The sequence below is a fragment of the Mesorhizobium sp. M1027 genome, from assembly GCF_040318745.1.
Taxonomy (GTDB): Bacteria; Pseudomonadota; Alphaproteobacteria; order Rhizobiales; family Rhizobiaceae; genus Mesorhizobium.
The window spans coordinates 1-17,572 of record NZ_JAMYMW010000003.1; the positions used below are offsets into that span (position 1 = coordinate 1).

The 17,572-nt window shown below is 59.9% G+C and carries 22 protein-coding genes and 1 pseudogene; 10 read left to right on the forward strand and 13 right to left on the reverse strand.

What is annotated here, in order from left to right:
- The coding region (locus NKH50_RS07105; protein WP_352877597.1) for a helix-turn-helix domain-containing protein at window positions 1-318 on the reverse strand (318 nt) is incomplete at its 3' end.
- Window positions 319-477: 159 nt separating this feature from the next.
- Between NKH50_RS07105 and NKH50_RS07110 the strand changes: the two genes are divergently transcribed.
- Window positions 478-1,092, forward strand: coding sequence for an alpha/beta hydrolase (locus tag NKH50_RS07110; RefSeq protein ID WP_352877600.1), 615 nt, complete (start codon window positions 478-480; stop codon window positions 1,090-1,092).
- A gap of 317 nt (window positions 1,093-1,409) precedes the next feature.
- Here the strand turns inward: NKH50_RS07110 and NKH50_RS28940 are convergent.
- The 4 genes and pseudogenes from NKH50_RS28940 to NKH50_RS07130 form a co-directional block, all read right to left on the reverse strand.
- A pseudogene (locus NKH50_RS28940) lies at window positions 1,410-1,532 on the reverse strand (DUF4326 domain-containing protein); the annotation flags it as partial.
- Window positions 1,533-2,108: 576 nt separating this feature from the next.
- A complete protein-coding gene (locus tag NKH50_RS07120; RefSeq protein WP_352877603.1) occupies window positions 2,109-2,825 on the reverse strand; it encodes a pentapeptide repeat-containing protein in 717 nt (238 codons plus the stop codon).
- A 1,670-nt stretch (window positions 2,826-4,495) separates the two neighbouring features.
- Complete coding sequence (locus tag NKH50_RS07125) at window positions 4,496-4,858, reverse strand: YjiS-like domain-containing protein (RefSeq protein ID WP_352877606.1); 363 nt, start codon at window positions 4,856-4,858, stop codon at window positions 4,496-4,498.
- A 167-nt stretch (window positions 4,859-5,025) separates the two neighbouring features.
- Window positions 5,026-5,187, reverse strand: coding sequence for a hypothetical protein (locus NKH50_RS07130; protein ID WP_352877608.1), 162 nt, complete (start codon window positions 5,185-5,187; stop codon window positions 5,026-5,028).
- A gap of 224 nt (window positions 5,188-5,411) precedes the next feature.
- Here NKH50_RS07130 and NKH50_RS07135 point away from each other — a divergent pair, with 224 nt between their 5' ends.
- Window positions 5,412-6,083, forward strand: coding sequence for a Crp/Fnr family transcriptional regulator (locus NKH50_RS07135; RefSeq protein ID WP_352478425.1), 672 nt, complete (start codon window positions 5,412-5,414; stop codon window positions 6,081-6,083).
- 36 nt (window positions 6,084-6,119) lie between these two features.
- Here NKH50_RS07135 and NKH50_RS07140 read toward each other — a convergent pair whose 3' ends face one another.
- From NKH50_RS07140 to NKH50_RS07160, 5 genes are all read right to left on the reverse strand, one after another.
- Complete coding sequence (locus NKH50_RS07140) at window positions 6,120-6,347, reverse strand: hypothetical protein (RefSeq protein WP_352506240.1); 228 nt, start codon at window positions 6,345-6,347, stop codon at window positions 6,120-6,122.
- Window positions 6,348-6,380: 33 nt separating this feature from the next.
- A complete protein-coding gene (locus tag NKH50_RS07145; RefSeq protein WP_352737698.1) occupies window positions 6,381-6,626 on the reverse strand; it encodes a hypothetical protein in 246 nt (81 codons plus the stop codon).
- Between the two features lie 592 nt (window positions 6,627-7,218).
- Window positions 7,219-7,398 (reverse strand): YodC family protein, encoded by a 180-nt coding sequence (locus NKH50_RS07150; protein WP_352478420.1) that lies wholly within the window; start codon window positions 7,396-7,398, stop codon window positions 7,219-7,221.
- A gap of 80 nt (window positions 7,399-7,478) precedes the next feature.
- Window positions 7,479-7,715, reverse strand: a complete 237-nt coding sequence (locus tag NKH50_RS07155; RefSeq protein WP_352506241.1) for a DUF982 domain-containing protein — start codon at window positions 7,713-7,715, stop codon at window positions 7,479-7,481.
- 98 nt (window positions 7,716-7,813) lie between these two features.
- On the reverse strand, window positions 7,814-8,149 hold the full coding sequence (locus tag NKH50_RS07160; protein WP_352877612.1) for a hypothetical protein: 336 nt from the start codon (window positions 8,147-8,149) through the stop codon (window positions 7,814-7,816).
- Here NKH50_RS07160 and NKH50_RS28945 point away from each other — a divergent pair.
- On the forward strand, window positions 8,111-8,290 hold the full coding sequence (locus NKH50_RS28945; RefSeq protein WP_502904015.1) for a DUF6894 family protein: 180 nt from the start codon (window positions 8,111-8,113) through the stop codon (window positions 8,288-8,290). The genes NKH50_RS07160 and NKH50_RS28945 overlap by 39 nt on opposite strands.
- A 206-nt stretch (window positions 8,291-8,496) precedes the next feature.
- Here the strand turns inward: NKH50_RS28945 and NKH50_RS07165 are convergent, their stop codons facing one another.
- From NKH50_RS07165 to NKH50_RS07175, 3 genes are all read right to left on the reverse strand, one after another.
- Entirely contained in the window at window positions 8,497-8,742 is a 246-nt protein-coding gene (locus tag NKH50_RS07165) for a DUF982 domain-containing protein (protein ID WP_352506242.1), read from the reverse strand.
- A gap of 89 nt (window positions 8,743-8,831) precedes the next feature.
- Complete coding sequence (locus tag NKH50_RS07170) at window positions 8,832-9,074, reverse strand: DUF982 domain-containing protein (RefSeq protein ID WP_352478412.1); 243 nt, start codon at window positions 9,072-9,074, stop codon at window positions 8,832-8,834.
- Between the two features lie 4 nt (window positions 9,075-9,078).
- Window positions 9,079-9,255, reverse strand: a complete 177-nt coding sequence (locus NKH50_RS07175; RefSeq protein WP_352506244.1) for a hypothetical protein — start codon at window positions 9,253-9,255, stop codon at window positions 9,079-9,081.
- 1,463 nt (window positions 9,256-10,718) lie between these two features.
- Between NKH50_RS07175 and NKH50_RS07180 the strand changes: the two genes are divergently transcribed.
- From NKH50_RS07180 to NKH50_RS07210, 7 genes are all read left to right on the forward strand, one after another.
- Window positions 10,719-11,921 carry an ABC transporter substrate-binding protein gene (locus NKH50_RS07180; RefSeq protein ID WP_352877615.1) on the forward strand — a complete coding sequence of 401 codons (1,203 nt, stop codon included), beginning with the start codon at window positions 10,719-10,721 and terminating at the stop codon, window positions 11,919-11,921.
- A 77-nt stretch (window positions 11,922-11,998) separates the two neighbouring features.
- Window positions 11,999-12,865, forward strand: coding sequence for a branched-chain amino acid ABC transporter permease (locus tag NKH50_RS07185; RefSeq protein ID WP_352478406.1), 867 nt, complete (start codon window positions 11,999-12,001; stop codon window positions 12,863-12,865).
- Between the two features lie 5 nt (window positions 12,866-12,870).
- Window positions 12,871-13,845, forward strand: a complete 975-nt coding sequence (locus tag NKH50_RS07190) for a branched-chain amino acid ABC transporter permease (RefSeq protein WP_352702916.1) — start codon at window positions 12,871-12,873, stop codon at window positions 13,843-13,845.
- A 4-nt stretch (window positions 13,846-13,849) separates the two neighbouring features.
- Window positions 13,850-14,629: an ABC transporter ATP-binding protein gene (locus NKH50_RS07195; protein ID WP_352478402.1), complete on the forward strand. Its 780-nt coding sequence runs from the start codon at window positions 13,850-13,852 to the stop codon at window positions 14,627-14,629.
- A 2-nt stretch (window positions 14,630-14,631) separates the two neighbouring features.
- On the forward strand, window positions 14,632-15,354 hold the full coding sequence (locus NKH50_RS07200) for an ABC transporter ATP-binding protein (protein ID WP_352478401.1): 723 nt from the start codon (window positions 14,632-14,634) through the stop codon (window positions 15,352-15,354).
- An 8-nt stretch (window positions 15,355-15,362) separates the two neighbouring features.
- Entirely contained in the window at window positions 15,363-16,103 is a 741-nt protein-coding gene (locus NKH50_RS07205) for an aspartate/glutamate racemase family protein (RefSeq protein WP_352506250.1), read from the forward strand.
- 102 nt (window positions 16,104-16,205) lie between these two features.
- A complete protein-coding gene (locus NKH50_RS07210; protein ID WP_352506251.1) occupies window positions 16,206-16,910 on the forward strand; it encodes a GntR family transcriptional regulator in 705 nt (234 codons plus the stop codon).
- Window positions 16,911-17,572: the final 662 nt, after the last annotated feature.

Genomic DNA, 17,572 nt, shown 5'->3' on the forward strand with positions numbered 1-17,572 from the left:
CGGGATGCGCACATCGCCGGCGAGCTTCCTGATCAGCAGCTCCCTGATCTTCCTGGCGCCCCAGTGCGGCTTGTCGCGCTTGCTCTCGACGATCAGCCGCTCGATCTGCTCGGGCAGTTGGTTGGCATAGCGTACCGGCCGCCGCGAGCGGTCGCAAAGCGCCTCCAACCCCTCTTGCCTGTAGCGGTTGAAGATCTTGTAGCCGGTCTTGCGCGAGATCCCGAACTCCCGGCACACCGCGCTCATGCCTTCTCCGTCGAGCAGGCGAGCCACAAAGCGAAGACGTTCCTCCATCACCGAACACTCTCTCCACGGCATCAACACCTCCCGGCAAAAACCGAAAAGTGTTACCTATGTGTCCGGTACAAATCGTCACCTATGTCTCGGGCCGCTCAAATAAGTTACTGAAATAACTAGTAAATCATGCATATGTGGTAGCGCCCCCAGACGGCTCCAGCTGGAGCAAGGTCATTTCCATTGCTGCAGAGCGCCGGACTTCGCGTCGTTGCCGTCCAGAACCCACTGACCTCGCTTGCAGACGACGTCGCTGCCACTGAACGGGCCATCGAGGCCGCGCCGGGAGATGTGATCCTCGTTGGCCACTCCTGGGGCGGAATGGTGATCACCGAGGGCGGAACGGCGGACAAGGTCAAAGCCTTGGTCTACGTTGCCGCCTTCGCCCTGCCGAAGGGCCAGTCAGTCACCAGCGCTACGGCGGGAAGTCCGCCGGCGCCTTGGACGTCGACCCTGCAGAAGGACAGCGGCGACTTCCTGACCGTACCCCAGGAGGGGCTGGGCAAGTATTTCGCTCAGGACGCGACGCCGGAGGAGGTTGCGGTTCTCGCGGCGACGCAGCAGCCATCGGCGGCCCGTCTCTTCGACGAACGGCTGACCCGGGCGGCGTCCGAGACCAAGCCCAGTTGGTTCGTGGTTGCGAAGGCTGACGGTGCGATCCCGCCGGCGTTCGAAGAGTCGATGGCCAAGGCCATCAAAGCGCATATCACCGAGCTCGAGGGCAATCACTTGATCATGTTGACCAAACCTCGTTCGGTCGCAGACGTGATCATCGACGCTGCAAAATCGGTGCGGTAGCTGTGACGGCGATGTCTCGATAGCGGTGGCAGCGCGCCTAGTGTGCGCTGTCGCTTAGGACTGTGCGAGTGGCGCCCTCTCGTGACCATCCAGCGACGCTTGCCGCGGGTCAAACTTAGCTATCCACATGCCATTGTGCGCCAAGGCCCGACACGGTGACTTACGGGCCCCTAGCGCGACTAATTCCGCTATGAAGGGACCCTGTCGATTTCAGTTCGTTGCTAGGTCTTTTGGTTCAATAGGTCCGCCAGCAAGTGCCTGCTTGGAACTACGGGCCAAGAGCGAGGGAGGGGGTTCGTTTCTTTCACTCCAAGGCGCCAGCAGGCGAGGTTCTTGTTGCGCAGCTCGTCGGCGTTCTCGGCGACGAACTGGCATGTTCGCTCCAGCGCCTCAATATCGGGATCGGCGCCGACGCGCAGAAGGCCGGCGAGCAGCGCCTGCACCTCAACGGTCAACGGTCACGATCTGCGCGAGATGGCCGTCGAGGAGCGCCGCGAGTTCCTGGGCGTCATCCCGCTGGACATCCGTATCCAGTTCAGCCAGGCGCTGCCGATGCGCTTCGATACCATGCCCTCCAGTCCGGCCTGATCGAGGAATATCACCTGCACGTGAGGCCGTTCGTGCTCGGCAGGGGCAAGCAAGGCCTCCCCTGCAACTGGTGTCGAGCACATTGATCGATGACGATACGGTTCATTTGATCTATGTGTGCCGCGAGACTGAACGATAAGGCGCTTCGGCGCCAACAGGCGAACCAACACGTACGTCCGCAATGGGCCTGATCCCGGACCTTCGCACCGAGGTCTCACATGTCCGCTCGCGTGCTGGGTACCCTAGCAGCGGACGGTCTGCTCGGCCTCATTTCTGCCGCCTCTGACCGCGTGGGTAGTGGAGAAATACGCCCGATTCCATTCATCCGCCCCCGGCTGTCGCAAAAGTTATATAGCGCAAACGATGACATAGGGGTTCTCAGTTTCATCCTGTCGGGCGCAGCATTGCCGCGGTTCGCTTGCCGACAACTATTCCTGCTGGAATTGACAGGGCCAATCTTCAGGCCTCGTCAGGCCAGAAGACAACTCGGTCCGGGCGTCTCCGCAAGCCATGTTGAGCTGCCACTGGGACAGACCCACCGAATTGGAAAGGTCGACGCCCTCGATACGGGTCAGAAAGAAAAAGGCGCGGTCAAAGTCTATCGGCGCGGTGAACGTCGCTCCTCGGAAGTCCGCCCGTGCGAGATTGGCAAACGAGAAGCGGCTGCCGCTGATATCGGCGTCATGGAACTGCGCACGCCCCAGTTCTGCCTTTGTGAAATCAACATTGGTCAGATTGGCGTCCTGGAAATTCGAGCGCTGCATTTCCGCGCTCGCAAACACAGCGCCCTGCGCGTCCATACGGCTGAAGTCGGTCCTGTAGCCCTCGATTCTGTCGAACCGGGCGCCTTTGGCGGTCGAGTCGGCCAAGGAAGCACGCACAAGCGTTGCCTTCTCAAGATTTGCCGCACGGAGATTGGTGTTCCTGAGGTCGGTCGAAGTGAAATCAACACCGAACAGGTTCGCCCCGCTCAGGTCCTGTCCTTCTAGGATGAGAAGCTTCTTGTCACACTCTTGCCAATTGACGCCAGGCGTCGCGGCTGCGTCGCAATTTTGAGCGGCAGCGGCGTTCTGCCAAGCAAACACAGTGCAAACCGCTAGAACCAAGCCGGATGTGCCGTAAGCTCTGGTTCGCCTCAAAGTCATTGTTGCTCGACCTCTGCCACTCGCCGACACTCAACCTTACCACATCTGCTGACACTCGAGCCACGGTGACCACCGCCGTCACAGTTGGCGCATTTCTGATATTCAAGCTTTGATGTTAATCAACCGATCAACCCGCGCGTAGGGCGCGATTTGCGAGCGCCTCCCCATATCATCCGCGGTCCAGCAGAGATTCATTTGTCACCGGCCAGGCGCATCATTCCGCAGGTATGTTTGACTAAGCCGAGGAGAGCGGTCGTTCAGGATGGCGCAGTCGCGTGCCAAGATTGGCCTCCGCTCTGGACGTTTGTCTTGCTAATGAGGAGCCTGCTCGGGTGCTGATCGCCACCGCCGGCGTCCGCTGCCGACAAGCGTGAATCCGCTTGGTTCCGCACCGATCGGTACTTGCCGACGGCGAGGTTGACCCGGCACGGGGTGCTCGTCGCGTATCCTGATTCCGCTGTCGGATAAACCCCACGACTTCGCTTAGCGAGGCCGAAGTTGATCTCTGCCATCTACCAGGTCGAACCATCAACCCCGCATATTTGTGTCGTAAGCTGACGTGCCGCGAATACGCCGTTTTCGGTGAGGGAGGATTCGAACTCCGCGCTTGGAAGAGCGTCCTTCTCGTCTTCACCGTGCACGCCGGTTACGTGGGCGGCCGAGTGCCCTTCCGCGCTTCGCCAAACCTGCCGTGGAAAAGGCCTTGCCGTTTTTTCCGGCGGGGCTTTGGTCAGATCGCGACTATTAGTGATTTATGCTGAAACTGGTTGCAGAGTCCGGAGTCGGACTTATTTGCGCTGATTAAGAGGCCCCGTCAGCAAACGAACTCGGTCACAGCACTGTATTGGCGGTATCCCTCTACCGACTCGAACCGCGACCGTTTCTTAGGTCGCGCCTACCGTTTTGCACGCCCTCCCCTGCCCGGCCGTGGCGGAAGGTTGAACCAGTTGGGCGACTGCTAGGTTCCAGACTGGAGGTAAGGTCGGCTCGCTGAAAGCACGGCAGGTGGCACGCGGCACATGCACGACAACGGCGGTGGAGGGTTTGAGAGGGCCGGAGCCCCGACAGCTTTCGGGAGTTCGAACGATATAGTCGAACGGCCGAAATCGGGGCGCAAAGCTGCCATTCGGCACAAAGATAACAAATAGCATCGGCGATCGGCTGAAGCCGCTCCTTCTCAGTCTGCTGGCGAACCGCGTAACCGGGGCAGATTTCCGGGCGAAGGGGTTTGCAGGCGAGCGCGTTCGTGATTCACCCTATGCGTGACGCTACCACCGACTGATTCGTTTGAAGGCTGTCGCTCGCGGAACTCCGCGGGTTGGTTACTGCGCTGATCGGCGAAGTGCGCGGTCCAAACATGGTTCGAAGTGGTCGATCGCAGGGCCGCGTCACACGGTGCAGAAGGCCATGCATCGTTGATTATGCGCAAACTGCTATCGCGCGCCTAATCGGAACTCGCGCATCGAACAGTACATCACATCGTCCGTCCCCAGCGCACCGGCGGCCTCCCCGCTCGCAATCCAAATAGACGTCTTTCAGCTGTTTGATTGGCATGTCAGCGTGAGCGAACGCGAGGTCCTGAGCGTCAGAAGCCGACAATGAAGCCGGACTGATTGCGATCAGCACGGTGCCGAGCGTCACAGGCGCGAGGGACTTAACAACTGACATGATCATTTTGAGATCCTCCCCAGCTCCCGTCGGTCAACATCCAGTCCTTGGGGTTGCAGGTGTAGTGCCGTTCGAAGGTCCCGTCCGCGCGCCGCTGCTTGTCGAAGCCTCGATGTAAGGCTCGATCGCGCGCTCGTGGACCAGCCAAAGGGGATCTCGGCCGAGGCGTAGCCACTGCCGGCGGCCAACCGTTTCGGGATCGAGGCCGAAGCGATCCTGGTGCGCTCGATCGTCGTGCCGGCCGCGCCTGCCTCCGCATGACGGATGGCGCGGCTTCGCAAATCGCACATGATTTCGTCACGTGAGATGCCGATGTCGCCAAGGACGTCATCGGGTAAACGGCTCAACTGGTCCGTTGCCGACAAGAGAGCTTTTCGCTCGGCGCGGAGGCGTAACCACCTGCGAAATGGACCAATGGCGGCAGCATGAATTATAACCATGATCAGATCCTCCCTTCATTGATCTGAATTGACCGGTACGGAACGGCGCGAACGGCACTCCGGGCGAGAGCGTCAGCCGTCCGCGAGGCAAATTAGGCGTAGTGGTCGATGGATTGGTTTTGCCGCGGCGTGCCCATACGGCGGGCGGCGGCCGGCCCCGGGCCACGCATGTAATAAAGCTCCGGGCGGTAGCGCGGCGCGACGAATTTGCGAAACCCCGCAGCAAGTTTTGTGACGGGAGCCAAGAATTTCATGACTGTTCCCTTTCCCTTCGCCGGCTTGCACACGAGCCGGCGGGCCTGACGTTGCAACAAGGATATGACAGTCGAACCAGGCTCGGCTGTGGGAATTCCCACACCGGGGAAAACATTGGCGAAATCCGCTCCCAGTTTGCATCCCGGAATGCGGGGCCTGCGGCCATCAAATTTCCTTGGATAGGGAGTAGGGTGAAGTACACTTGATTGAACAAGAGACCGTTGTGACAGGCTCTCTGGCCTTCATCTCAAGACTTTGCGACGCCGACCTCGCCGCGCTAACCAAACGGTGGCACGAGCGCAGCTATCGACACAACGAGCTAATCATTTCCCACGGCGACACTGGTCGCGATGTCTTCTTCCTGCTGGAAGGACGTGCTCGCGTGACACTGGTTTCAGCGGACGGCAGGGAGATAGCGTATCGCGATGTCGAACCGGGTGACATTTTCGGGGAGCTCGGAGGCATTGACGGGATTGCACGCTCTGCCAGCGTAGTCGCGCTGGAGGCAACCCGCGCTGCACGGCTGTCCGGCACAGCATTCCGGGATATCGTGATGACCCACCCGACTTTTGCCTGGGTGCTGCTTGAGCATCTGTCTGCCCAGCTCCGGCGCATGACCGAGCGGGTATTCGAATACAGCACTCTGGTCGTGCGAAAACGGCTGATCGTCGAGATCCTGCATCGGGCGGAGAAAGCCGCACTCGTGGACGGCGAGGTGTCCATAAGCCCGGCACCGACGCATTCCGAGCTGGCGGCAACGATGAGCACGCACAGGGAAGCGGTCTCGCGCGAAATGAGCGACCTCGCCAAGAGAGGCCTGATCGAAAAGCGCGGCAGCAGGTTATTGCTGCATGACGTCTCGGCACTACGGGCGCTGGTCGACAAGAAGGAATAGCGAAGGCTGTCGCTGCGGCGGGGGGCACCGCACGTTTCATACTCCTCGGCCGCAAGTGAAGCGTTCCCGCATCTCCCGGTTCAAGGTGATAAAGGCGCTCCCGACATAGCGTCCTGTGCCACGCTCGGCCATTAGGGCGAAAGCCGGCTCGGCGTAGATGATCGACTGGATGTAGAACGCTTCGTGAGGGGGATAAATCCCGCCATACTGAACTGCAGTCAGCGTCTCCCGCCGTTTCCGAGTGTCTTCGTCCAAACCTTCCACGGCAATGCTCCCGATCCCGTCTTCTGGCCCCACTTAGTCCTTCCCGAGGACAAGGCGCAATCGTCGGTCGAAGTAACGCTTGTGAAAGACCTCACGGCCGCTCCGGAGCTTATAGGTCGTCCAGAAGTAAATGGCGTTTCTGTTGCTGCCGGCGAGATCAATCCCGGCCATTGCCTCCATGTTCGGCCTCGAAGCTGTTCGGCGGCATTCCTCAAGAAGTGCCTCGAATGGCACCGTCAGAAACTGCTTCAGTTCCGCTTCCGCGAACAGGTCCTCCACGGGATCGAACTTGCCGATGCCGACCCGCTCGCATTCGCCCAGCGGCCTAGCTGGCTTAATGCTGCGAAACGCTAGTTCAAAACCCCTGATTTCCCCCCTCCACCGGTCGCCGGTCCATCACCTCGCATACCCGCGCGGCGTGTTCAGGTTTGACGCGGGGACCCAGGCACACGCGACGAAGCGCATCGTCGAGAAAGTGCTTAGGCCCGGCTTGGCCAGTAACGAAGCGCCATTCCTTCTCGTGAGCCCATTCACCGCGCTTGCGCGTGATGCGAGCAATCACCGCCTCTTCGAGATGCTGCGCCCCCATGTCGGCGAGCGTGAGCGATGGCAGAGCGTTGCGCGCGCATAGGTCACCGGGCGCAGTTTCTCTGCATGGAAGTCACTGATCATGAGGTCAGCAGTATCGAACTCTAGGCACATGCCCGCGAAGTTGCTGCCGTGATAAGCCCACATCGGCAGATGGGTGGGCCGATCTTGCTCATGAGGTTCTGGGCTTTGGTAACGTTCTCCAAGATCAGCGCCATCAAGCAATGCTCCGTTCGTAACAATCAAAGGCAACGTGGGACCCCCTGTCAGGAAGGCGCGGCGACTACTTCGGCACGGCTTTGAGCATTTCACCTTTAATCCTGACGGTCTCAAGCTTGTACGCCCCGCCGTCGTTGTTGAACCATTGACACATAAACCCGCCGGCACTCTGCGCCTCGTTGATCGTCATGTTAGGACCGCCAGACTTTAGCTCCACCACATCGCCAACTTTGAAATCAGACATAAATTCTCTCCCAATGTCTGAGAACGACCAGTAATCAGACGTGGGACGCGGTGGAAAGCGGAATGGAGACCTAGCTAGATTTAGCGTAGCACCCCCTCCTCCTCGGCAGCTTCCTCGAAGGCTTTACGGACATCGTTGGGCGAGACCCGGCCCTCAAAGGCGTCGCTGCAGGCTTGCACCGCCAGATTCCACTTCGGTCCCCTCTCGGTCCACTTCATGAGTTCCTCGGCGGCACCCTCGACATTGTTGCAGCCGTAGGTGACCCCAGGTCGGTCGGTCTTGACGTACACCGGAGGGGAGAACCAATGGGTTGCCATGACGGGGCCGCTCTGCGCTCATCATCGAAGGCCGTGGGCATAGCGCTTCGCGAGCCAGAGGTCCGCTTTCGTTGCGAGACGGGCAGAGCGCCTAAACTTCAAATCGCACGGCCCAGAGCAGATGAAACTACAGCCGCATGTGTTGCCGGCAGTTCGAACAGCATGGGCAGGTGGCGACACTCGGCTTCGTCCACGATCAGCGCCTCAATAGTCGCGATGGAAAGATGGCTTCTGAGGCGCAGCCGGACAACCGCGGCGAGCTTGTGAACGGGCACCGGTACCGCCCCGGCGTACTGGTCTAGAAGATTGTTGATCTCGGCAACTACTTTTGGATCGACGGCGTGCCGCGCTATTTCTTCGACTTCACCGACACTGGCAAAGTCTTCCTTGACGTTGTGGGTACCGATCTCCCGGACCTCGAAGCTGCAAAGCAAGAGGCGGTGAAAGCCTTGGTCGAGATTACCAAGGATAAGCTGCCGGATGGTCCCTCTCGAGAATTTGTGATGACCGTTCGCGACGAGTCCAACGAGACGTTCTTAGAGGCTATGATCAAGTTTGAGATGCGGGCGCGCTAGCTCTGCAAAGATGGTTTCAAATTGGTATCATTTAATAGACAGCTCTCGCTTACAAATAGCGAGTTCTCGGTTGAATGAGCGTCGCGCGCGCGCAGACATCGATGACCTTCGGCTCTCCCTTGATGAAACCCGCCGCGTAATTGCGGCATCCCGTAAGCTGCTGGACCGGATGGCGAACCGGTTCGATGAACACGAGTGGAGGGTTCCTACTCTGGTGAGAGATACACCTTGGCTTCCTTGGCGGCAGCCTCAAAGGCCTTTCGTACCACCTGAGGGTCAATCGGATCGCTCTCTAGATCTGACAGGCAAAGGTTCACCGCCTTGTGCCAGCGGGGTCCTCTGCGGGTCCACCTCTTGAGTTGCTCAAGGGCTGCCCTCGCATTGTTGCAGCCATGCCTGTCGCCGGTTTCAGTCTTCACGAACACCGGAGGGACGAACCAATGGGTTGCCATTGAGGGATAATTAGAGGGGGTGGGAATGTTTGGTAGAGATGTCTGGGCCGGTGATCGAATTTGGCTCGCGCGAAGAGCGATGCGACCTGCTAATCAGGAAAAAGCCTACCCTCCTCCTTAGCGGCAGCCAGGAATGCCTTACGGGCCTCCTCAGCTTCCATCTCGTCGAATATCACGGCCATGCAAACGCTCACCGCGAGGTCCCAGCAAGGGCCACGCTTCGTCCACTTCAGCAGCTCCTCGCCGGCTGTCTCGGCGTTGTTGACGTTGCGAAGGGTCCCGGGACGCTCGGTCTTGACGGGGACCGGAGGGGAGAACCAATGGAGTGCCATACAGTCACTCTTTGTCGGCCCTATCAAGTTCCTGCAGCAAATGCTTTTGCTCAGCCGGCAGCTCCCGTTCTACAGGCAGATTTAGCAGGTTGCGAAGGTGATTGCGGATTACCTCTGAAGTGATCCACCGCCGCACAACTTCGGCAATAACCTTCTGTTTGGCTTTATTGATTTCAGCCATGTTCGGGCCTGCATGCTTAAAAGGACCGAACTGCACCGCGAGCGGATTTGTTCCTTTGAATGATGGGCGGAATGTTTGGTAGAAATTTCTCAGCAGGGGATCGGATTACTGGCTCGCGCGAGGCCCCCCTGCCCTCTCGACCCTATAGAGCGCGCCTCGATCCGCCTTTGGTCCCACAACCCCGGATCGGTCGTCCCGACGTACACCTGAGGTCGAACCAATGGGCTGCCGGGAGGACTATTCGTGGAGGTCGAACGCGACTGACAGTCCGAAGGCCGGGGCCGCAGTGACTATAAGGTAGACCAGCTCATCGTCAGCTTAGCGCGCTGTTTCCGCCCGGGTGGAGCTAGGCTGTCAGTTTAGTGAAGTCGTGGCGCCGCGCGCGAACATGTGCCAGCAAATTCGTTTCGTTTACGACCCCTGATTGAAAGAGATTCAGCGTGGTCGAGACCAGAATCTGACCGTCTATCGAAGTGCTGTACCATTTAGCGTCGGCGGTTATCTGGTCGACAACCCGCTGGCAAATCGCCCGATCTTTAGGTCTAAGGAACTGACTTTTCAGTGCTCGGAGCATCTCGATGCCTTTAAAGGGGAGTCACTTGTCTCCCACGCGACCACGCGTGGGTCTCCCGAGAATGGATACTAAACGCATCTAGACAGAAAATTGCCATTCGTTTGAGCGGTACCGATGCGGGGCGTTGGATCGATGACGTGGTTGCGATCCTGGCCGCGGTACGGAGGCGGGTCACCGACGACCGCATCAGGGATACACGCACTTCCTTAGGGGGCGGCCCAGCAGCTTGGGTTAGGGGCCGCTTGGCCTGACCAGCGAGCGTTCGGGAATGCTCGACTGGCTGGTTAGCATATTGGACAAATCTAATGTAATTAAACCATGCGAACGAAGTACGCGGCGGTAAGAAAGTGGCTGGCACGATTCACTTACCGCGCGCTTTTGCCTTGGGTTCTGGCGAGCTTTCGGACGGGTTTGCAGCCAATTTTGCAGATCGCCGATCTGTTACCCACAGGGACTTTTTCCTCGCCACCAAATCGTGACGATCGCCCTCAGCGGTCGCTCGGCTATGCATCGCAGCTGTGGCGTAGTCGGCTCTGTTGGTTCGATAGTCTTCTTTTTGGACAGTCATCGTTTGCTCCCAGTTTCATAGCCCCTCTTTGTGCGTTGATCGCGTCCATGTTGCCCTTCAGCTCCCCGAGAGCATGCGCTGAGGGCGGGACGAAGTCTATGTGCCTTGACGGCGGAATATATTCCTATTTTGTGGATGCCGCACCCTCGCCGACACGAAGCCGTGTCGGTCCTACGTCCTTCATCTACGACCGCATAAGATTGTCAACAATCTGTAAAAGTTTTGTTGACAGATAATTGATTTGAGCCTTGACTCACAAAAATCCGCGTATCGGTCGAGTTCTGTCGCAAACAATGCGCGGCCTCCAAAGGGGAAAGAACAATGCTCAACAGACGTTCAATAATCACATTCGCCGCGCTCGGCACCGTCTCTGCGCTGGCAATCATGGCCGGCGGCACAATCACAGTGCAAGCCGCCAACAAGGAACTCAAGATCGGCTTTGTCGGCGTGACGAGTGGCGCGGCCGCTGCGTGGGGCACATCCAACGTCCGCTCGATGCAGACGCGCGCCGCCTGGATCAACGAAACCGGCGGGGTGAAGATTGGTGACGAGACCTATGACATCAAAATCGTCACCTTCGACGATCAGAAGGACCCGAAGCGGGCGATCGCCGGCATGGAGAAGATGGCCCAGGAGGGCATCCACTATGTCGTCGGTCCGAATGTCGACGACGGCGCGGCGGCGGTGCGTCCCGTGGCAGAATCCAAGGGCATCATCTATTTTCCTTACGCATTCCCGAAGGAACTCTACACCCCGCCGGCGTCCAACGCCGTGCTCGGCATGATCGCCAACTACCAGTCAGCTCCGGCGATCTACAAATATCTCATGGAAAACAGGGGCGTGAAAAAAGTCGCCTTTGTCGCCGCGAACGAATCCGATCCGCTGAGTCAACGGGATGGCGGTGTTGCCGCGGCAAAGGCGCTCGGGCTTGAGGTTGTAGCTGCCACGGACGTCTACCAAAACGATACCCGCGATTTCACGCCGGTACTGACGCCGATCGTTTTGCAAAAACCGGACCTGCTGGTGCTTTCGGGTGTCGCGCCCGGCAATGCTCCGCTGCTGATCCGCGCCGCGCGCGAGCTCGGCTACGAAGGTCTGATCTCCACCGAAACGGCGCAGGATGCCAAGGTGCTGGAAGAGGGCGCGGGCGAGTTGGCCAACGGTTTCATCTCAGTCGGCGGCGCATCGACGCCCGAAATCGCATCCGACATGATGAAGGAGTTCGTCGACCGCTATACGAAAATGTTTGGCGAATACAATGACGAGTCCAACACCAAGGTCTACGCGCTCGAATACATCATCGAGACGCTGAAGGCGAACCCGGCCGCGATCGACAATGTCGAGGAGTTCAAGAAGACGATCGACACTTTCTCGGCGCCCAATCCCTATCTGAAGGGCGATGCCAAGCTGACCTATGTCGGAATGACGTCGTTTGGCCAGAAGCGCCAGCTTTCGGTCCCGATGGTGGTCACGGAATACCGCGACGGCAAGTTCGAGACGCTCTTCGTCGCTCAAGTCGATTGACGCAATTGCACTGAAGCGGATTGCCGCAGAGGCTCGTGCATTCGCCTTGAGCCTCTGAATGGCCGGGAACCATCCTGATGGAACAAGTCATCGCCAACGGGCTTTATCTTGGTGCGCAATACGCCTTGATCGCGCTCGGTCTGACCCTGATCTTCGCTCTGATGAACGTGCTAAACTTTGCCCATGGGCAGATGTACGTTCTCGGTGGCTTCATCACCTACACCGTCTATGGCCAGCTCGGCATGCCTTTCGTCGTCGCGCTCGTCGCGTCCGGGATCACGCTGCTGGTCATTGGAGCGCTGGTCGAGAAATTCCTTTTCAGAACGGTCATTAGGCGAAGCGTGCGGGAGGAAAGTACGATGCTTCTCGCGGCGGCGGTCGCATTCTTCCTCGACGCCGTGATCCTCCTCCTGTTCGGCGAAAAGCAGCGCGGCGTGCCGAAGATCGTCAACGGCGTCTTCGTCTCCGACAGCCTCATAATGCCTTACGACCGGCTGCTGGTCGGCGCACTCGCCATACTGTTCATCGCCTCCTTCGTGCTTTTCATGCAGTACAGCAAGCCGGGACGCGCCATGCGGGCGCTGGCGCAGGACCGGGTCGCGGCACAGCTTATGGGCGTCGAGGTCGACCGCTATTCGATGATCGGCTTTGCGCTCGGCGCGATGCTTGCCGGCATAGTCGGCGGGCTGCTGGTCGCCATCACCGGCGTCAATTCGGGCATCGGCGGGCCGATCTCGATCAAGGCGTTCTTGATGGTGATGATCGGCGGCGCCGGCGTGGTCAGCGGAGCGATCGCCGGCGGCTTCATCCTCGGCATGATGGAATCGGTCGGCCTGACGGTGCTACGCCAATATGGCGACGTCACTTATCTCGTCATCTTCGCCGCGCTGATGGTGTTCCTGAGCATCCGCCCGAACGGGCTCATGGGCAAGCCGTGGGGGTGATCGACATGAAGCGTACACGCAACATCCTCGGCGTCGCTGTCTTCCTGCTGGTCGTACTCATCGGCGTGCCCTGGCTGATCGAGGCGACGGGTCGGCTCGACCTCTACTACACGCTGACTTCGGTCGCGCTGCTCAGCATCGCCAGCGCCGGGGTGTGGGTGACTTTCTACATCGGCCGCATCAATATCGGCCAGGGTGCCTTCGCGCTTATGGGCGGCTATGTTTCGGCCATCCTTGTCGTCCAGTATGGTGTGTCGTTCTGGCTGACACTGCCGCTGGCTGGGCTATTCTGCGCCGCTGCAAGCGTGCTGATCGGGCTGCCCATCCTCAGGCTTCGCGGCGTCTATTTCGCCATGGTCACGCTGGTTTTGACCGAAGTGGCGCGGCTGCTCGCACTGGCACTGCCGATCACCAACGGAGCCAAGGGCATGGTCAGCATTCCGCTCCCCGGCGGCATCTCGATATTCGGGCTGACCATCCTTCCGGATTTCGCGACGCTCGCCAATCCGCGTCCCGCCTTCTATCTGGTGTCGGTTGTGCTGATGGTGCTGTGCTTTGCAGCGCTCTACCGCCTAGTCCATTCGCGCATCGGCAAACTCTGCCAGTCGTTGCAGCAGAACGAGGAACTGGCCTCCTCGATCGGCGTCAATATCGCCTATCTGCGCGTCATCGCCTACGCCATCTCCTCGTTCCTCGGCGGTCTCGGCGGCGCGATGTTCGTCGCCATCTCTCAGTCGATCTATCCGTCCAGCTTCACCGTCACCGACTCGGTGAACTTCATGCTGAACTGCTTCCTCGGCGGGCTCAGCTACGTCTTCGGGCCGATGATCGGCACCTTCGTGCTCTATTTCGGCTGGGATTTCCTGTTCGAGACCGGCGAGTTCCAGTTGCTGATCTTCTCGTCGGTGCTGATCGCGCTGATGCTGTTCCTTCCCAACGGCCTGCTCAGCCTCCGGCTGTTCGGCAGGAAGCAGGGCTAGGACCATGACTGACCTTCTCCAGATCAAGGCAGTGACCAAACGCTTCGGCGGGCTGGTCGCGGTCAACAATGTTTCCTTCGCGGTCCGCGAACGCGAGATCCTTTCCGTCATCGGCCCCAACGGCGCCGGCAAATCGACGCTGTTCAAGCTGATTTCCTCTTTTCTCAATCCGACCTCGGGCGAAGTGCTGTTCCGGGGAGAGCGGATTTCAGGCCTGGCGCCGCATATCGTCGCCCGGAAGGGCGTCGTGCGCACGTTCCAGGAGACGACGATCTTCAAGGGCATGACGGTGCGCGACAATGTCATAATCGCGCATCACCTGCGTTCCAATGCCAGCCTTGCCGGCTTCTATCTCGGCACGAATACCGCACGGCGCGACGAAGATGAATTCGGCCGCTCGGCCGACGAGATCATCGACTTCCTCGGTCTCGGCGCGCAACGGCATGAGATCGCCAGCACGCTGCCGCACGGCCATCTGCGCGCGCTCGGGATTGCCATCGGGCTCGCCACGAACCCGACCGTCCTTCTGCTCGACGAGCCCTTCGCTGGCATGAACCATGACGAAACCGTGCGCGCGGTGGAGATGGTGCGCGGCGTGCGGAAGCGCGGCGTGACTGTCCTGCTGGTCGAGCACGATATGCCCGCCGTCATGAACATTTCCGACCGAATCGTCGTCCTGAACTTCGGTGTGAAAATCGCCGAGGGAACGCCGAAGGAAATCCAGGAGAACGAAAAGGTCATCGAGGCCTACCTCGGCGCCGAAGATGAGACGATCGGATTTTAGCCATGAGCGAACTGCTGAAAGTCTCCGACGTCGAACTCTACTACGACCATGTCTATGCACTGAAGGGTGTGTCGCTCAACGTCAACGAGGGCGAGACCGTCGCGCTAATCGGCGCGAACGGCGCGGGCAAATCTTCGATCCTGCGCGCCATCACCGGCCTGAAGAAGGTCCGCAGCGGCGAGATTCATTTCCAGGGCCACCGCATCGACGGAACGCGCCCTGACGAGCTGGTCAGGATGGGCATCGCCATGGTGCCGGAGGGTCGGCGCGTCTTTTCCTACATGACGGTGCGCGACAATCTGATGATGGGCGCCTTCACCCGCATCGACAAGGCCGAAATCGCAAGGACGCTGGACATGGTGCTCGGGCGCTTCCCGCGCCTGAAGGAACGCTATTCCCAGACGGCGGGTACGATGAGCGGCGGCGAACAGCAGATGCTGGTGATCGGGCGGGCGCTGATGGCCAAACCGAAGCTTCTGCTGCTCGATGAACCCTCGCTCGGCGTCGCGCCGAAGCTCGTTCAGGACATCGCCCGCTCCATCGTGGCGATCAATCGCGACGAAAAGGTCAGTGTTCTCTTGGTCGAGCAGAATTCGCGCATGGCGCTGCGCATCTCGCAGCGCGCCTACGCACTGACGACCGGAAAGATCGCGCTGGCCGGACATTCGGCTGAGCTGCTTGGCGACGACCGGGTCAAGAAACTCTATCTCGGCGGCGAAATATGAAAGCGCAAATGGACGTACTCGTCGTCAATCCCAACACCACCGCGTCCATGACCGAAAAGATCGGCGAGGCGGCGCGCCGCGCGGCTTCGGCCGGCACCAGGATCATCGCCGTCAATCCGAAGGACGGGCCGCCGAGCGTCGAAGGCTATTTCGACGAGGTCTTCGCCATCCCGGGAATGATCGGCGAGATCCAGAGACATCCGGCGGCGAGCGCCTGCGTCATCGCCTGCTTCGACGACACCGGCCTCGACGCAGTACGCTGCGTCGGCGAGATGCCGGTGGTCGGCATCGGCGAAGCGGCGTTTCACATGGCGAGCCTGATTGCCGGCAAGTTCAGCGTGGTGACGACGCTGTCGCGTTCGGTGCCGGCGATCGAGCACAATCTGGTGCGCTACGGCCTCGCCAGCCGCTGCGCCAGGGTGCGGGCAAGCGACGTTCCCGTTCTGGAGCTCGAAGTGCCCGGCTCCAACGCCCGCCATCGAATTTCGGAGGAGATCGAGCGCGCCATCCGCGACGACCGGGCCGAAGCGATTGTGCTGGGATGCGCCGGCATGGCCGACCTCGCCGCCGCGCTCAGCCGCGAACATAGCCTTCCCGTGCTCGACGGCGTCGCCTGCGCAGTAAAACTCTGCGAGAGCCTCGTCGGCCTTGGCCTGTCGACCTCAAAGCGCGGCGGCTACCAGGTTCCACTCGAAAAATCCTTCGCCGGAATCTTTGCGCCCTTTTCGCCCTCCGGCCGTCTATCCTGATGCGTGCAAAATTGTTGACATTCCCACACAGGATGTTCGATGTGCGGCCGGAAACGCGGTGTTCGTGCCGCTATGCGATCCGGCCGCCGGGACAATGAGACGATGGACCTGCTTGGGCCAAAGCCACGGGATGGCGACAAGCCGACGATGCGCTGGTTTCCGGTCTATGCCGGCCTGCGCGACGCCATCGTCAGCCACCGCCTCGCACCGGGCACAAAACTACCCGAGGACGAACTCGCCTCGATCTATTCGGTGAGCCGCGCGGTGATACGCGCGGCGCTGCAGGCGCTGTCGCATGACCGCTTGGCTCGGCTCGAGCCGAACCGCGGCGCGTTCGTCGCCCAGCCGACCAAGCAGGAAGCGCGCGAGGTCTTCGAGGCGCGGGCGCTGATCGAGCCCAAGGTCGCGGCGCTTGCCGCCGAAGTGGCAAAGCCGGCCGAGATCGCGCAACTGCGGCTTCATCTCGAAAAAGAGCACGAGGCCCTGCATGCCGGCCGCGACAGCGACGCCATCATGCTGTCGGCAAAATTCCATGTCGGCATAGCCGAAATCGCCGGCCATTCTATCCTGACCGCTTTCGTCAAAGACCTGCTGTCGCGGTCGTCGCTGATCATCGCGCTCTACTGGCGCCGCCGCGACACCACCTGCGAAAGCCACGCCCATCACGCCCTCGTCGATGCCATCGAAAAGCACGACGCACAAAACGCGTCCGACCTGATGCGAAGCCATCTCGTCGAACTTCTGTCGGGCCTTGATCTGTCACTTGGCGAGAAGAAGCCCGAGAGCCTGTCGGACATCTTGCGCTGATCTGCGCCGTCAAACTCTTCGCCAAGCTTCGCATTGCAGATGTCGTCGCGATGCTGGACGAATATCGGATCACCCGCAACCGACACCGGCCAACGAAGCTCGCGCGTAAGTGGCCGCTCTCAAAGGTAGTTAAGCCGAAGTGCCATACTTGATCGCCCCCGATTGGGCGCTCACGGCGAAGCCAGGATGCACGTCACCCCGCAATCCTGACCTGGCGCCTACCCCTGAAACGTCCCAATGCGACATTTCTACTTGCCAGCAACGCGACATTCGAACTTGGTTGCAACATGATCCCCGGTTGATTGGCGATCCTGCTCCCGGTCCACCGGGTTCCGAAACGGCACTATCGCCATCTTGGGACGTTCAATGCAGGGAACTTCGCGATCCGACCCTTCTCGGACCTTCCCTGAATGCAAGATCACGGGCAGGTTCTGACCCTCATTCCCGACCTTGACAGCCAAGTGCAATATGCGCCAGTTGCGTCTTCGGTCGTTGCAAGCCGTTGACACGATATGATTCAGCATTGTTGGGCGGTAGCCCGAGGATTGAATCCGATATTCGCCTTGCTGGAATGTCTAATGCGACTCCGTCATGATCTTTCCGGCCCTGTCGAGCGACGCTGCCAAAGCCGGTGACGCCAATGCAGGTGACGAGGTCAGGCT

What these genes read in the sequence shown, in the direction of transcription:
- NKH50_RS07200 (WP_352478401.1), top strand. Translation starts at nt 14,632, where the DNA reads ATGAGCGAACTGCTGAAAGTCTCCGACGTCGAACTCTACTACGACCAT.
- NKH50_RS07185 (WP_352478406.1), top strand. Translation starts at nt 11,999, where the DNA reads ATGGAACAAGTCATCGCCAACGGGCTTTATCTTGGTGCGCAATACGCC.
- NKH50_RS07195 (WP_352478402.1), top strand. Translation starts at nt 13,850, where the DNA reads ATGACTGACCTTCTCCAGATCAAGGCAGTGACCAAACGCTTCGGCGGG.
- NKH50_RS07170 (WP_352478412.1), bottom strand. Translation starts at nt 9,074, where the DNA reads ATGGCACTCCATTGGTTCTCCCCTCCGGTCCCCGTCAAGACCGAGCGT.
- NKH50_RS07205 (WP_352506250.1), top strand. Translation starts at nt 15,363, where the DNA reads ATGGACGTACTCGTCGTCAATCCCAACACCACCGCGTCCATGACCGAA.
- NKH50_RS07120 (WP_352877603.1), bottom strand. Translation starts at nt 2,825, where the DNA reads ATGACTTTGAGGCGAACCAGAGCTTACGGCACATCCGGCTTGGTTCTA.
- NKH50_RS07175 (WP_352506244.1), bottom strand. Translation starts at nt 9,255, where the DNA reads ATGGCTGAAATCAATAAAGCCAAACAGAAGGTTATTGCCGAAGTTGTG.
- NKH50_RS07155 (WP_352506241.1), bottom strand. Translation starts at nt 7,715, where the DNA reads ATGGCAACCCATTGGTTCTCCCCTCCGGTGTACGTCAAGACCGACCGA.
- NKH50_RS07180 (WP_352877615.1), top strand. Translation starts at nt 10,719, where the DNA reads ATGCTCAACAGACGTTCAATAATCACATTCGCCGCGCTCGGCACCGTC.
- NKH50_RS07210 (WP_352506251.1), top strand. Translation starts at nt 16,206, where the DNA reads ATGGACCTGCTTGGGCCAAAGCCACGGGATGGCGACAAGCCGACGATG.
- NKH50_RS07150 (WP_352478420.1), bottom strand. Translation starts at nt 7,398, where the DNA reads ATGTCTGATTTCAAAGTTGGCGATGTGGTGGAGCTAAAGTCTGGCGGT.
- NKH50_RS07130 (WP_352877608.1), bottom strand. Translation starts at nt 5,187, where the DNA reads ATGAAATTCTTGGCTCCCGTCACAAAACTTGCTGCGGGGTTTCGCAAA.
- NKH50_RS07165 (WP_352506242.1), bottom strand. Translation starts at nt 8,742, where the DNA reads ATGGCAACCCATTGGTTCGTCCCTCCGGTGTTCGTGAAGACTGAAACC.
- NKH50_RS07190 (WP_352702916.1), top strand. Translation starts at nt 12,871, where the DNA reads ATGAAGCGTACACGCAACATCCTCGGCGTCGCTGTCTTCCTGCTGGTC.